The following is a 15,477-nucleotide window of genomic DNA, read 5'->3' on the forward strand; positions in this document are numbered from 1 at the left end:
GAGTAAGTTTCGCTGCTCACTCATGATTTATTTTAGCGCAAAATAAACATGATCCGATTTTTTCTGATGCGACTTTTTGAAAAAAACGCGCATGAGATTGCGCGTTTTTAGGTCGACTTGATTTTTTACAGCAATTTAAAAGAAGTAATGCTGTACCAGTGTTGAGACACCCACCACCAAGAAAATTGCCGCGCCAATCTTGTGAATGAGCGAAATAGGTAAACGATCGGCCATTTTGTTGCCAATAAATACCGCTGGTGCATTGGCAATCATCATGCCGACAGTGGTCCCGAGCATTACCCAAAACACACTGTCAAAACGTGCTGCCAGTGCAACGGTCGCGATCTGGGTTTTATCGCCAATTTCTGCCAAGAAAAATAAAATAAAGGTGGCGCCAAATACCCCAAAGCGTTGCCATTTATTGATACTATCGGTTTCGTCATCGAGCTTGTCTGGCACCAGCATCCACAGCGCCATTGCAATAAAGCCAATGGCCAATACCCACACCATAACGGTAGGATTTAAGACGGTCGTCAGCCACTGTCCTAATACCGCAGATAAACCATGGTTAATGGTGGTCGCCAATAAAATCGCGATTAAGATAGGAACAGGTTTGCGGAACCGGGCTGCGAGTAAAAGCGCAAGGAGCTGGGTTTTGTCGCCCATTTCAGCAAGGGCAACAACAGAAGTCGAAATCAGGAATTCTTGCATATCTGTTCTCTGGCTAGCATAACGTACCGATGACTTACCGCCCCTGCTAGCCAAATGTGCAGAACGATAAATCAAAGGTCTTGCCAACTCGGAAACACACGTATGCGTTTAAGCTATGATGACCATGTTCTGTGGAACAATTATGTTGATCATCACCTATTTACATTGCGTAAATAGAGGCTACTCCCCAATGAAGTGAATTGATTATACCTGTTTGATCGCCTAGTTTCAATTTGCTTTGATCTGAAACACATATTCAACCACTTTAAATCAAAAAACCCTGCCGAAGCAGGGTTTTTAAATAAACGATGACTTAGATCAGTAAGCTGCGGATATCTTGCAACAATTTGGTCAGCTTGTTGGTAAAACGCGCTGCATCGGCACCATTAATCACACGGTGGTCATACGACAATGACAACGGTAACATCAAGCGAGGCTCAAAATCTTTGCCATTCCATACTGGCTGCATCGCAGCAGGTGAAATACCCAAAATCGCCACTTGTGGCCAATTCACTAACGGTGTAAAGGCTGTTCCGCCAATCGCGCCCAAGCTTGAAATGGTGAAATTGGCACCTTGCAAGTCTTTTGGTGATAATTTCTTATCACGTGCCTTTTGACCAATTACACCTAGCTCAACCGCGATCTGCTTAATCGATTTCTGATCTGGGTTACGTAGTACCGGTACAGTCAAACCGTCTGGCGTTGCAACAGCAATCCCCATATGGATTTCGTTGCGAAGCAGTACTGATTTACCATCGTCAGACAAATGACCAGCAAACTCACGCTCTTCTTTGAGCAGGTGTGCCACAGCCTTGATGATAAACGCCATGATGGTCAGGCTGATGCCTTCTTTCTTGAAGTTACCCTTCAAGTCATTGCGCCATGCTTCAAGCTCAGTAATATCCGCATGATCAAACTGAGTCACTTGCGGAATAAAGTTGTTGAGCGACAATTGCGGAATCGAAACTTGCTGTAAACGCGTCAGTACTTTTTCTTCAACGCCACCAAATGCGCTGAAATCTGGCAATGACGGCAAGCCTGATGCCACTGCAGCCGCTGCTGCTTTTGGCGCTGCAACTGGTGCAGTTAAGCGCTGCTTCACGTATGCATAAATGTCTTCTTTAATCAGACGACCATGCTCACCAGAATTTTTGACCTGTGCCAACACCACACCCAATTCACGGGCGAGTTTACGTACAGCTGGACCAGCATAGACTTTGGCATTTTCAGCTTCTTGCTCTTTGGTCAATTTACTGTCTTGGCTTGCCTGTGGCGCTGCATGGTCGGCTTTGGCAGCAGGCGCAGGCGCTGCTTTTGGTGCCGCTGGTGCAGGTGCTGCTTCAGCTTTTGCTGGTGCTGCTTTCGGTGCACTTGGCGCTGCGCCTTCGGCTTCAACTGTAATCAGCAGTACGCCTTCTTGAACATCTTGTCCGGCTTTAACATGCACGGCTTTAACCACGCCTGAAACCGAACTTGGAACTTCAACTGTTGCCTTGTCAGATTCAACCACCACGATACTTTCGTCTTTGGTGATTTTGTCGCCCACTTTGACCAAAATCTCAGCCACTGCAGCCTTGTCCACACCTAAATCTGGAACATTGACCTCAACATCACCCGCAGGTGCGTTTGATTCAGTAGCAGGTTGTGCCGTTTCTGCCGCAGATTCTTTGGCTGGTGCAGCAGCGCTTGATGCAGCAGGTGCTTGTTCAGGCGCAGCAGATGCGCCGCCCGCTGTTTTAAGCTTAAGCAGCACAACACCTTCTTGAACCGTGTCGCCTTCTTTGATCGCAATAGACACCACAGTACCTGTTGCTGTACTTGGCACTTCAACCGACGCTTTGTCCGATTCAAGCAAAACTAGACTGTCATTTTCGGCAATCTCGTCGCCAACTTTCACCAAAATCTCGGCAACTGTTGCTTTTTCTACACCAATGTCAGGAACCTGAACCTCAATTTCCTGAGTTGCACCGCCAGCAGCAGGCTGTGCAGCTGGTGCTTCTTGTGCAGGTGCTGCTTCTTGTGCAACTGGTTTTTCTTCTGGTGCTGGCGCAGCGGCAGGTTCTGCCGTTGCACCCTCACTTTCAAGCTCAACCAAGTCTGTACCTTCAGTGACTTCATCACCAAGGCTAACCAAAATACGTTTGACCACACCAGCTGCTGTACTTGGTACTTCAACCGATGCTTTGTCCGATTCGAGCAAGATCAGGCTGTCGTTTTCAGAAATCGTGTCACCAACCTTTACCAAGATTTCAGCAACCGTTGCTTTATCTACGCCAATATCAGGTGTTTTCACTTGCATGTCTTAGTTCCCCTCACCTGAGTGTTCTTCATACGCTGCCACAGGATGAACCTCTGGATGCGTCTGTGGCGCCCATGCAACTGGACGGTCTGTTTCGAGTTCGAAGCTTGAAATCGCATCTTTCACCAGACGGTTTTCTACTTCACCTTCATCAGCCAGTTTTTTCAGTGTTGCCACGACAATGTGAGCTGCATCGACACCGAAGTAGCTACGTAGGTTAGCACGCGTATCTGAACGGCCATAACCATCGGTACCCAAAGTCACGTATGGACGGTTGTCTGGGAGGTAGGCACGAATCTGTTCGCTATAAGCACGCATATGATCCGTTGCCGATACCACGATACCGTCTGTACCACGAAGCTGCTGAGATACCCAGGATTCTTTGGTTTCTTCGGTTAGCGGATGCAAGCGGTTGTATTCATCACAGGCCATACCGTCGCGCGCCAACTCGTTGAAGCTGGTAACACTCCAGATATTTGAGTGAATTTGATATTCTTCACGCAAGATTTTCGCCGCTTTGATGACTTCACGTAAGATCACGCCAGAACCAAGTAACTGAACAGTGGCTTTTTCATCTTTTTCAAACAGGTACATACCACGTTTGATGCCTTCTTCAGCGCCTTTTGGCATTTCTGGATGCTCGTAGTTTTCGTTCATGAGCGTTAGGTAATAAAACACACGCTCTTGATTGACATACATGCGCTTCAAGCCATCATGTACGACCACTGCAAGCTCATAACCGAAACATGGATCATAAGAAATACAGTTCGGAATCGTTCCTGCAAGGATATGCGAGTGACCATCTTGGTGCTGTAAGCCTTCACCGTTTAGCGTCGTACGGCCAGCGGTCGCGCCCAACAAGAAACCTTGTGCCTGTGCATCGCCTGCTGCCCATGCAATATCACCGATACGCTGGAAACCAAACATTGAGTAATACATGTACATCGGAATCATTGGCAAGTTATTGGTTGAATAACTGGTTGCCAACGCGGCCCATGCACTCATCGCACCCGCTTCGTTGATGCCTTCTTGCAACATGTGACCGTCTTTTGCTTCACGGTAGTTCATGAGCTGTTCATTGTCTTCTGGGGTATATTTCTGACCATGAGCAGCATAAATACCCAACTGGCGGAACATCCCTTCAAGACCGAAGGTACGTGCTTCATCTGGCACGATTGGCACTACGCGATCTTTAATCGCTTTTTCTTTTAACAACGACGCGATCAAACGCACCATCACCATGGTGGTCGATTGTTCTTTACCGTTGCTACCGCTTAACACACTGTCAAATACTGAAATTTCAGGAATCGCCAAAGATTCGCTTTCTTTACGACGTGCAGGCAGATAACCACCTAAAGCCTCACGACGCGCTTTCATGTATTTAAGTTCTGGCGAGTTTTCCGCAGGACGATAGAACGGCAGATCTTCTAATTGCTCATCGTTAAATGGCAAGTTAAAACGGTTACGTACATATTTGAGTGAGTCAACATGCATTTTCTTGATTTGGTGCGTTTTGTTGACCGCTTCAATTTCGTCAGACAAACCGTAACCTTTCACAGTTTTTGCCAGAATAACGGTTGGCTGACCAGTGCTTTTCATTGCCTCAGCATAAGCTGCGTATACTTTGTACGGATCGTGACCACCACGATTCAGATTGTCGATATCTTCATCGCTTAAGTTTTTCACCAGCTCTTCAGCTTCTGGATATTTACCAAAGAAGTGCGCACGGGTGTAAGCACCACCTTTTACTTGGTAGCGTTGGTAGTCACCATCAACTGCTTCATCCATAATTGCTTTAAGTGCACCTGAGGTGTCTTTGGCCAAAAGTGGATCCCAATGACGGCCCCAAACCACTTTGATCACGCGCCATCCGGCACCGCGGAACAATGATTCAAGCTCTTGAATAATTTTACCGTTACCACGTACAGGGCCATCAAGACGCTGCAAGTTACAGTTGACTACCCAGATCAGGTTGTCGAGTTTCTCACGACCTGCCAGTGAAATTGCACCAGTACTTTCTGGCTCATCCATCTCGCCATCGCCGAGATATGCCCAGACTTTACGGTCTTCTTCTTTGATCAGACGACGGTTCATCAAGTACTTTTGAATATGTGCTTGATAAATCGACATGATTGGACCCAAGCCCATCGATACGGTTGGGAACTGCCAGTAATCTGGCATTAAGTACGGATGCGGATAGCTTGATAGACCATTGCCATTTACTTCACGGCGGAAATTATTGAGTTGGTCTTCTGTCAAACGGCCTTCAAGAAAAGAACGCGCATAGATCCCAGGTGCACAGTGACCTTGATAGTAGATCATGTCGCCGCCAAAGCTGTCGCTGTTGGCACGGAAGAAGTGGTTAAATCCAACGTCGTAAAGCGTTGCTGAAGATGCAAAGCTGGCCAAGTGACCACCTAAGTCGTCGCCTGTTTTGTTGGCACGTAGTACCATGGCCAACGCGTTCCAACGGATCAATGCACGAATACGGCGTTCCATGTCTTGATCGCCCGGCATTGCAGGCTGTTCATCCACAGAAATTGTATTGAGATAAGGTGTATTCAAGCGTTGAATGGGAACATGCTTCGCAATCGCGCGTTGATAAAGCTTTTCCAATAAAAAAGCTGCACGTTCAGTTCCCATGTGCTGTAAAACCGAATCAAATGCATCTTGCCATTCTTGGGTTTCTTGTGCGTCGGAATCACCATAAAACGCCATAGTTCACCTTTTCCTTAGTCTTTTGTCTAGGGTGTATTTTTATCATATTTACCGCCATGCAAGTTATCCCCGCAGGTGAATACAGATAGGCACTATTATTTAGATAATAAATACTGATTGACTTTTTATAACCCAAAATAACAAAAAAACGCCAATTAAAGCTGTTTTTTTATACACGAGTATTTGAAATTTGATGTTAGAGTCAAATTTGACTCAAAAATAAACAAACCGCGACTTTTGCGCGGTTTGTTTATTGTTAAGAATTTATGTAAAGCAAGATTCAATAAAACAGGAGTCAGATGGATATAAAGAACTTATGGCAACATGGCAAGATAAGAACCTGGATTCTTGCGCTGACCGTCTTTCACCACTTCAAAGTGTAAATGTGGTCCCGTGCAGCGCCCTGTACAGCCAACATTGGCAATGTGCTCACCCGCACCTACACGGTCACCGACCTGTACCATCACGCGTGAAGCATGTGCATAGCGTGTGAGGTAACCGTTGCCGTGATTAATCTCGACATATTGACCATAACCTGTACCCCAACCCGCCTTGGTCACAATACCCGGGCCAGAAGCATAGATCGGTGTACCACTTGGCGCAGAGAGATCAATTCCTTCATGTGCGCGTGTGGTGCCGAGTAAAGTTCGTGTACCAAATTCCGAAGAGACACGCACCATGTCTGGCAATGGATGCGTTACTAACCATGAGTAAGGGCTGTTATTTGAGGCGGCGCTATAACGCGAAGAAGAGGATTTACCGTACTTTTTTTCGATGCTTTGATTGTTCAGTTCAGTTGTTTTTTCTCGCAAGGTAACTGAAACCTGTGTCTTACCGGGAATATCCAAATCGTCTGGATGCGTGTAAGAACCTTGACTGAGTGTACGGGAAAGCTGTTCGAGTCGGTCGGATGATGTATCTGTCTGGTCAATCGTTTGGTAATCAGCGAAAGCAACTGATGCGGCAGAAGCTGCCAGAGAAAAAGCAAGTAAAATTCGACGCGTATGCATAAAAAACCTCGTGAAACTGTTCTTACTAAAAGTTCCTTGCGTGATCTCTTCCTTGATATCCATTGAATGACGCGTATAAGATGAGACATTGCCTGTAGTGAGTCACGACCATGTCTGAACCTAAAAACGTGTTTCAACAAACAAGAAAACACATAAAAACAGGAAACTTAACGTTTCTTACAACGCAAGTTGCACAGTGGCAAAAACTTACGAAATTAATTCAACCCTTATTGCCGCAACCTGAAAAATGGCAAGTAGTCTGTTATCAATATGGTGTCTTGACCCTCACCGGCGAAAATCAGGCCATGATTAGTCAGCTCGGTTATCTTCAAACACAATACATTACGAAATTAGCTCAACTAGAAGGCTTACACGAACTGCAACGACTCCAAGTGCGTTTACGACCAAAATCGCAACTTCCCCCAACATCATCACCGTCAGTTACCTCTCTCCCACCAGAAACCCAAGATATGTTACAAGGTGCTGCTGGTTTGGTGAGCGACCCTAAGCTTAGCCAAGCTTTACTACGTTTGGCAAGCAATAAAAAATAATCTCGAGCGTTAGGTCTGGCTCGCGGTGCGTCAAATCTGTGATGCAGTTATCTCTTTAAAGAATTACACTATAACATAACAACTGCGAGACAATGACTTAGCCAATGTTTACGTAAGAAATTGGGCAATCCTGTGCGTCATCAAATGTTACAATTTTATAATTAGCTGGATCACTTTGTACGTTGCGAAGTAACTGGTTATTTAAAGCATGACCAGATTTGTAGCCATCGAACTTGGCAATAATCTGATGACCCATCAAATACAAGTCCCCTACGGCGTCTAATATCTTATGGCGTACAAACTCATCCGAAAAACGCAAGCCTTCTTCATTCACAACACCGGTATCATCTACACCAATGGCATTTTCAAGACTGGCGCCCAGTGCAAGATTATTGGCTTTTAAGTAATCCAAATCTTTCATGAAGCCAAATGTACGCGCTTCACTCACCTCGTATACAAACGTTTCGGTTGAAAAATCAATCGTGGCTGACTGGTATTCTTTGGCAAAGGCTGGATGATCAAAATCAATGGTAAAATTAAGTTGAAAGCCATCGTGCGGAGTAAAAATGGCTTTTTTATCGTTGATCAGAGCTTCAACAGGTTTTAAGATCTTTATAAACTTTTTTGGGGCATCCTGTTCACACAGTTCACCTTGCATCAATAAATAGATAAACGGCCCTGCACTACCATCCATAATCGGGACTTCCGAGGCAGACACTTCAATAATCAGGTTATCTATTCCCAATCCTGCAATTGCACTCATGACATGCTCAATGGTGCCCACTTTGACATTATCAATGACCAGATTGGAACACATGAATGCTTCTTGAATGAGCAAAGCATCGGCGTGAATGTCGACTGGTGGATCTAAATCAATCCGGCGAAATACAATGCCACCGTCAATTGCATGAGGCAAAAAATTGATCATGACCTTCTGACCACTATGAAGACCAATGCCACTCGCCTTAACCACGCGTTTGAGGGTACGTTGTTTCAACATGCTACGCTTACTTTATCTCTAAAAACCGATATAAGTTAGCATATTTAGCTATTGATAAAAAATAAAAAAGGTAGTGAATCTCACTACCTTTTAGTTAACTCAATAACGCTATTATTTACGTTGTTGATTTTTAAGATAATCCTGAATACTCATCGGTGAAGAGCGTGGTGAAGAGCTTGGTGCAGCTGCCGCTTCAACACCCTGACGCTTGTTAATCGCCGGTACGTCATCGTCATCAGTTGTATGTGCACTTGGTACATTCACATGATGTTGAACATGACGTTTACGCGGTTCTGCTTCAGAGGCATTACGCGTTAACCCTGTTGCAATCACAGTCACACGTAATTCATCGCGTGCTTCAGGGTCAAATACCGTGCCGTAGAAAATCTCGCCTTCATCAAGATCGACAATCTGGTTAACCACGTCGGTAATAATCTCGGTTTCACGCAAGGTAATATCATCACCACCGGTAATGTTGATCAATACACCCTTGGCGTTAATGATATTGACATTATCGAGCAGCGGACTGCGAATGGCTTGCTCAGCTGCCTGACGCGCACGATCTTCACCACGGCCTAAACCAGCACCCATCATGGCGTAGCCACGGGTACTCATGGCAGTTTTCAAATCGGCGAAGTCAAGGTTAATGTGACCACGGTTAACTACTAAATCAAAGATACTACGTACCGCATTAAGCAAGACATCATCTGCTTTTTTGTACGCATCACGCATTGAGATGTCGCCATAGACACTGAGCAAACGCTGATTTGGAATAATAATCAATGAATCAACATGTGCCTCAAGTGCTTCTATACCTTTTTCGGCAGCACGCAAACGACGGCGGCCTTCAAAGTTAAATGGCGTTGTTACTACACCAACGGTTAAGATGCCCATCTCTTGTGCGATTTCAGCCACAACTGGCGCAGCACCAGTTCCAGTTCCACCGCCCATACCGGCAGTCACAAACACCATATCGGTGCCTTCTAAATGCTGGCGGATAATTTCGCGGCTTTCTTCTGCTGCAATCTGACCCACTTCTGGGTTTGCACCTGCCCCCAAACCACGTGTGCTTTGCTCACCAAGCTGCATCTTAAAAGGTGCATTCATGCTATCTAAAGCTTGCTTGTCTGTATTGGCGCAAACAAATTTCACACCTTTGATGTCGGATTGCACCATGTGCTGTACGGCATTTCCGCCACCACCACCTACACCAAACACAGTGAAACGGGCTTGACCGTTGCTATCGCTTAGTTCATCTTCTATAAATTCAAATGAGGCCATGACCTGTAGAGTTCCCTAATTCATATTGGCAGTCACTTCAGCCCGTATACTGCCTTGATCTTTAATAAAACTTCATTTTTAGGATGCTGCTCAAGAGTGACCTTGTCAAGTACGACAATTTTCTATTACAACTTCCCAACAATATTGTCCAAAAATACATACACCTTAAAAGATGGCTTTTAACTTGGTATTTAAGGTATTCCAACCATTTGCAACCCGATTCCACAATGAACGCTGGGCGACCTCTTCAGAATCTTCAACGGTATCTTGCAGTTCACTTTGGCTAAACATCAGTAAGCCCGCAGCTGTGGCATACATCGAGCGACGCATAGCCGCCTGATGCTGTTCATCAGCATACACCTGTAATGGCGGATTACCTAAATGTGCCGAAACACCCAGTATACGGCGTGCCAGACTCACCATACCTTCAATCTGACAAGCATCACCTGTTAAAACCACACCATGATACAGACCATGAATGGCACCACTACGCTCAAGTTCATCACGAACCTGACCTAAAATCTCTTCATAGCGTGCAATGATGATTTCTGCTAGCTCAATACGACTAATGGTTTGTGGCCCATCAATCGCCTGTACCTGAATCATCTGATCGGGTTTGATCGCACTCAAATCCACGCAACCATGCAGAATTTTAATACGTTCTGCTTCTTCCGTGGTGGTTTGCAGTACTGCTGCAATGTCACGAGTTACATTTTCCCCACCGCGCTGCAAAGTACGTGCCAGTGCTAAACGTCCGTCTAAATATACCGCAAGATTAGAAATACCTGCACCCATATCGAGCAAACACACACCATATTCTTTTTCGTCTTTGAGCAGGCTGGCTTCGGCAGTCGCCAAACACGACACCACCATCTTTTCAACACCAATGTTGGCGCCTTTCATGGCCCGATCCAGATTCTGCATGATACTGATCGGCATCATCATCAGCTGATAATGACCGGTCATGCTATGCGCCGACATATTGATCGGATTTTGTACCCACTCTGATTCGTCGTCGAGCTCAAAACCTAACGGCACCGCACTGGCCAAATAATAATCTGGCGTGACATGACTGGCTTTGGCCAGCTCTAAGGCACGTACCACTTCATTGGTGGTGATGGTGTGGTCGGCTTTGGCAATCGGCGTTCGGCCAGAGGCATAAAAACTTTGTAATTCTGTTGTTGGAATTGACACCCATGCCGTGTGCACACGACATTCCGCCATATTCTCTGCTTCAGCCACTGCATTTTTAATTGCCGAAATGACCTTATCGAGACTGACGATTTTTCCTTTATTCATGCCACGGTTACGTGCAGTCGCCATCCCGATGACTTGAATGTTATCCGGTGCGTGAACTTTACCAATTAAAACTGAAACTTTATGCGTCCCAATGTCAATCGCAACAATCGAGGGAACAGCTTCACTCATTACTCACTACCATTCGTTCGTTGTGTAATATGGCAAAATGCCTGTTATTTTTAAAGCCAAACATTATGGCTTTGCTGTTATTCCAGATGCAACATTTGTGTCATCACTCGTTACAACAAACTGACCATTTAGTATCTTAGGCGGTGTGCCTGTTTTCCATTGTAGTGATAATCCATTTCTATAGCGTAAATCAATGGCTGAGATTTTGGACCACACTGGTTTCAGGTCAGTTTGAGCCAGATGGCTTAAACGTTGCAGTTTACTCATGGTTTGATCTTGATCCACAATAATACGCAGACCAGAATCAAATTGCATAAACCACGTCATACGCTCGGTGAGATAAAGCTCGGTTAAACGTAAATTGACGGGCTGGAATAATTGATTAATTTCGTTATAGCGACGCATCATGGCCTTCGACTGGGTGATTGGCCCATGTAGCATCGGTAAATTTGGATGGTTTTTGAGCTCGGCTTCTGCATACACATCGCCGCTGTCACTGAGCAATCGGCCCGTGCCCCAGCGTGCAATCGGATGTCGCGGCATAATCCGTACACGAATACTATTGGGCCAAGCACGTGATACCACTACGCGATCTACCCAAGAAATCTCTAGTGCTTTGTCGCGGATCTGCTCCAGATCCGAGGTAAAGTAATTTTCTTTGATGATGGGTCGTATATGCTGCTCAAGCTGTGATTGCTCGATACCAGAGCGTGTGCCGACAATGTCTAAATCGGCAATTTTTGCATCGGTAATCACTTTATACAAACCAAACACGCCAGCAGCCAGCACCACAAATGCAATACACAGCAAGATCCAGCCACCAATATTGGCAAGCTTTTGCTTGCGCGTGGGTGGCTTTTCATGAATGGATGTAATCGCCGCTCGTTTACGACGCATGGATGCTGGAAGCTGAGCCATATTTAGTGTGTCGAACCTGTAAGAGTTTGCGCTAAAATTTCAACGCACAGTGCATCAAAATCGATTCCAACGGCCTGCGCAGCCTTTGGTACAAGTGAATGGCTGGTCATTCCTGGTACAGTATTGATTTCAAGCAACCAGAAGTTTCCATGCTCATCCTGCATCGCATCGACACGTCCCCAACCACTGGCTCCAACAGCATGAAAGGCACGCAAAGTGAGTGCTTGTAGTTTCTTTTCGTCGGTATCGGACAATCCCGACGGAATACCGTATTGCACATCGTTACGCTGATACTTGGCATCGTAATCGTAAAACGCCACGTCTTGAGGTGGCTGCAAACGAATGACGGGCAAAGCTTGACCATTGAGCACCACAATCGTGTACTCGCGCCCCGTGATCCATTGTTCAGCCATTACCACGGCATCATGGGCGGTTGCTTTTTCAATGGCGGTTGCAAAGTCTGCCATTTTTTCGACTTTACTCATGCCAATACTTGAGCCTTCATGTACTGGCTTGATGATCACAGGCAGGTTAAGAGACGCCACAATTTCGTTCAAATCTGAATCTTTATTGATAATCCGGTAAGGTGCAGTCGGTAAGTCACTGCCCTGCCAAATTTGCTTGGTCTTAATTTTATCCATGCCAATGGCGGAGCCTTGTACACCTGTTCCGGTATAAGGAATATCTAACCATTCCAGTACACCTTGAATCTGGCCGTCTTCCCCGCCCCGACCATGCAATACGATAAACGCGCGATCGTAGCCCACCAGTTCGGTGACGCTACGTTCTTTAGGATCAAATGCTTCTGCTTGAACACCCGAACGTAACAATGCATCGAGTACGGCCTGACCACTATCTAAAGAAACTTCTCGCTCAGCTGATTTCCCACCAAACAACACGGCAACTTTGCCGAACTTTGACGCATTTGACACGTTTTTATCCTTAAATTTTTCGCACACTGAATCTGACCAAAACCATTACACTGATTTTAAATACAAATGCTGCTGGGCAAGATCGACTGAAATTGCTCCCACGTTACCCGCACCTTGTGTCAATAACAAGTCATTTGCTTGTAACACTTTTTGTATGATGTTGGGCAAATTGCCTTCAACCGGATCGACCAAAATAGGCTCCACATCACCACGTAGGCGGATACTTCGTGCCAAGGCGCGGCTGTCGGCACCAACAATCGGCTTTTCACCCGCAGGGTAAACTTCGAGCAACAACAGTTGGTCCACCTGTGACAGCACTTCTACGAAATCATCGAAGCAGTCACGGGTACGGCTGTAACGATGCGGTTGAAACATCATGACCAGACGACGATCTGGATGGCTTTGGCGGGCCGCTTTAATGGTGGCTTCGACTTCTTTTGGATGGTGACCATAATCATCGACCAGTTTGACATCTCCATCACCAAGTGCATATTCACCTTGCACCTGAAAACGGCGTCCAACACCACTAAAACCTTCTAGCGCACGGCCAATGGCTGCATCGGAGACCCCTTCATCGGTGGCCACACCAATCGCTGCAAGTGCGTTTAAAATGTTGTGCAGCCCTGGCTGATTAACCGTCAGACGCAGTGGTTCGCGATCTTTTCGCAATACGGTAAAATGCGACTGCATACCTTCTTGCACCACGTCTACAGCACGAATATCGTTGTCTTCATTAAAGCCATAGGTCAAGGTTGGGCGGCCAAAACGCGGCATGATTTCACGCACATTCTGATCATCGCCACACACCACAGCCAAACCGTAAAACGGTAAACGATGAATAAACTCGACAAAGGTATCTTTTAATTTGTCGAAGCTTCCACCGTAGGTATCCATATGGTCCGCATCGACATTGGTAATAATGGCGGCCATTGGTTGCAAATATAAAAATGAGGCGTCGGATTCATCAGCTTCGGCCACAATAAAGCGACTTGCACCGAGCGCAGCATTCACTCCAGTACGATTGAGCAAACCGCCAATCACATAAGTTGGATCCAGATTTTCTTCGGCCAACATGGTGGTCAGCAAGCTGGTGGTTGTGGTTTTACCATGCGTGCCTGCAACTGCAATCCCATGACGGTAGCGCATCAGCTCACCCAGCATTTCTGCACGGCGCACCACAGGAATACGCTGTTCCATCGCTGCTTTAATTTCAGGGTTTTCCTGATCGATGGCTGTCGATACCACCAGTACATCCACAGCTTTCAGGTTTTCGGCACTGTGTCCGATATAAACTTTTACGCCTTTTTCTTCAAGCTGTGCCGTGGTTTTAGAGGCTTTGATATCCGAGCCAGATATTTTATACCCTTGGTTTTTTAAAACTTCTGCAATGCCGCACATCCCAGCACCACCGATTCCCACAAAATAAATGTGTTTAATACGGCGCATCTCAGGAACTTTAATGAGTTTTTTGGCTTGATCGGCTGGGGTTGTTGGTGACATAGGGCACTCTAACTTACAAAGTTTCAATAAGGTCTACCACGTGTTGGGTAGCATTGGGTTGCGCATGTTGGCGGGCTTTCACGGCCATTTCAGAGAGTAACTGACGATTCATGAGCGGGCGCAACAATGCATCGAGCGTTTCTGGTGTCATGCTAGATTGCTGGCAAATTTTGGCAGCACCGACATCAGCTAAAAACTTGGCATTGGCAGTTTGGTGATCATCCACTGCGATGGGTAACGGAACAAAAACTGCCGCCACACCCGCTGTTGCCACTTCAGTGACGGTTAACGCACCAGCACGGCAAATAATCAGATCGGCATCGCTATAAGCCTGTGCCATATCTTCGATAAACGGCATCACTTGTACATGTACATGAGAGGGTGCATTGGCATAGCGTGCACGGGTGTCATCGAGCTGTTTTTGCCCACATTGATGAAAAATATTGAGCGGCAATCCGAGCTTTAACAGCGCCTCTGGCAGACGTTCATTGAGTGCCTGTGCTCCCAACGATCCGCCTACAATTAAAATATTCAGTGGTTGGCCAGCTGCTTCACGGCTGTCATAGCGCCACTTCGGACTAAGAATGGCTGAAATTTCCTGACGCACCGGATTACCTGTGGTTACGACTTTGCTATGTGCAGGAAACGTATTGGGGAAAGCTTCACAGACTTTTGCAGCAACACGTGCGAGCTGCGTATTGGTAAAGCCTGCAACCGCATTTTGCTCATGAATCAGCACCGGTATCCGTAAAATACGCGCGGCAAGCCCACCAGGCCCTGCCACATAACCACCGAAGCCCGCGACTGCATCGATTTTGAGCTGCTTCATATAACGCATGGCACTGTACGTGGCCTTCATGATTTTAAATGGTGCCATGAGTTTACGCACCGCACCATTGCCACGCACACCTTGAATATCAATCTGATAAATCGGGATATTCTGGTCTTTGAGCAGTCGATTTTCCATTCCTGCAGGTGTTGCCAGCCATGCCACTTGGCACCCTTGTTGCTGCAATTGTTTTGCAACCGCCAATGCGGGAAAGACATGACCGCCTGTACCGGCAGCCATCATCATGACATGTTTGGATTTACGTTGTGATGCATCAGTCACGGTATACTTCTTTAGCTC

General features: G+C 46.2%; 12 protein-coding genes and 1 riboswitch. Of the genes, 1 reads left to right on the plus strand and 11 read right to left on the minus strand.

The annotated features are described in order from the left end of the window. Positions 1–135 precede the first annotated feature (135 nt). From Aso01_RS03790 to Aso01_RS03805, 4 genes are all read right to left on the minus strand, one after another. Positions 136–711 carry a TMEM165/GDT1 family protein gene (locus Aso01_RS03790; protein WP_004933930.1) on the minus strand — a complete coding sequence of 192 codons (576 nt, stop codon included), beginning with the start codon at positions 709–711 and terminating at the stop codon, positions 136–138. 48 nt (positions 712–759) lie between these two features. Next, positions 760–912, minus strand: a riboswitch (yybP-ykoY riboswitch). Positions 913–1,024: 112 nt separating this feature from the next. After that, the gene (locus tag Aso01_RS03795; RefSeq protein WP_004933927.1) at positions 1,025–3,010 is read right to left on the minus strand and encodes a 2-oxo acid dehydrogenase subunit E2; all 1,986 of its coding nucleotides are present in this window, start codon (positions 3,008–3,010) and stop codon (positions 1,025–1,027) included. Positions 3,011–3,013: 3 nt separating this feature from the next. Further along, positions 3,014–5,728, minus strand: a complete 2,715-nt coding sequence (aceE, locus tag Aso01_RS03800; protein WP_004933924.1) for a pyruvate dehydrogenase (acetyl-transferring), homodimeric type — start codon at positions 5,726–5,728, stop codon at positions 3,014–3,016. 314 nt (positions 5,729–6,042) lie between these two features. Continuing rightward, a complete protein-coding gene (locus Aso01_RS03805) occupies positions 6,043–6,738 on the minus strand; it encodes a M23 family metallopeptidase (RefSeq protein WP_004933921.1) in 696 nt (231 codons plus the stop codon). A 110-nt stretch (positions 6,739–6,848) separates the two neighbouring features. On the opposite strand from Aso01_RS03805, the gene Aso01_RS03810 reads away from it, so the two are divergent. Continuing rightward, on the plus strand, positions 6,849–7,289 hold the full coding sequence (locus tag Aso01_RS03810) for a hypothetical protein (protein WP_004933917.1): 441 nt from the start codon (positions 6,849–6,851) through the stop codon (positions 7,287–7,289). A gap of 97 nt (positions 7,290–7,386) precedes the next feature. Here Aso01_RS03810 and lpxC read toward each other — a convergent pair whose 3' ends face one another. The 7 genes from lpxC to murG form a co-directional block, all read right to left on the minus strand. After that, positions 7,387–8,289, minus strand: a complete 903-nt coding sequence (gene lpxC, locus Aso01_RS03815) for a UDP-3-O-acyl-N-acetylglucosamine deacetylase (RefSeq protein WP_004933914.1) — start codon at positions 8,287–8,289, stop codon at positions 7,387–7,389. 111 nt (positions 8,290–8,400) lie between these two features. Next, positions 8,401–9,570 (minus strand): cell division protein FtsZ, encoded by a 1,170-nt coding sequence (ftsZ, locus tag Aso01_RS03820; protein ID WP_004933913.1) that lies wholly within the window; start codon positions 9,568–9,570, stop codon positions 8,401–8,403. 165 nt (positions 9,571–9,735) lie between these two features. Then, entirely contained in the window at positions 9,736–10,998 is a 1,263-nt protein-coding gene (gene ftsA / locus Aso01_RS03825; RefSeq protein WP_004933909.1) for a cell division protein FtsA, read from the minus strand. Between the two features lie 63 nt (positions 10,999–11,061). Then, positions 11,062–11,916 (minus strand): cell division protein FtsQ/DivIB, encoded by an 855-nt coding sequence (locus tag Aso01_RS03830; protein WP_004933907.1) that lies wholly within the window; start codon positions 11,914–11,916, stop codon positions 11,062–11,064. 2 nt (positions 11,917–11,918) lie between these two features. After that, positions 11,919–12,848 carry a D-alanine--D-alanine ligase gene (locus Aso01_RS03835; protein WP_004933904.1) on the minus strand — a complete coding sequence of 310 codons (930 nt, stop codon included), beginning with the start codon at positions 12,846–12,848 and terminating at the stop codon, positions 11,919–11,921. Between the two features lie 45 nt (positions 12,849–12,893). Beyond that, positions 12,894–14,348, minus strand: coding sequence for a UDP-N-acetylmuramate--L-alanine ligase (gene murC, locus Aso01_RS03840; RefSeq protein WP_004933901.1), 1,455 nt, complete (start codon positions 14,346–14,348; stop codon positions 12,894–12,896). Positions 14,349–14,361: 13 nt separating this feature from the next. After that, positions 14,362–15,459, minus strand: coding sequence for an undecaprenyldiphospho-muramoylpentapeptide beta-N-acetylglucosaminyltransferase (gene murG / locus Aso01_RS03845; protein WP_004933896.1), 1,098 nt, complete (start codon positions 15,457–15,459; stop codon positions 14,362–14,364). Between the last annotated feature and the right edge of the window lie 18 nt (positions 15,460–15,477).

Origin of the sequence: Acinetobacter soli, from assembly GCF_000760595.1 — a bacterium.
GTDB classification, from domain to species: domain Bacteria; phylum Pseudomonadota; class Gammaproteobacteria; order Pseudomonadales; family Moraxellaceae; genus Acinetobacter; species Acinetobacter soli.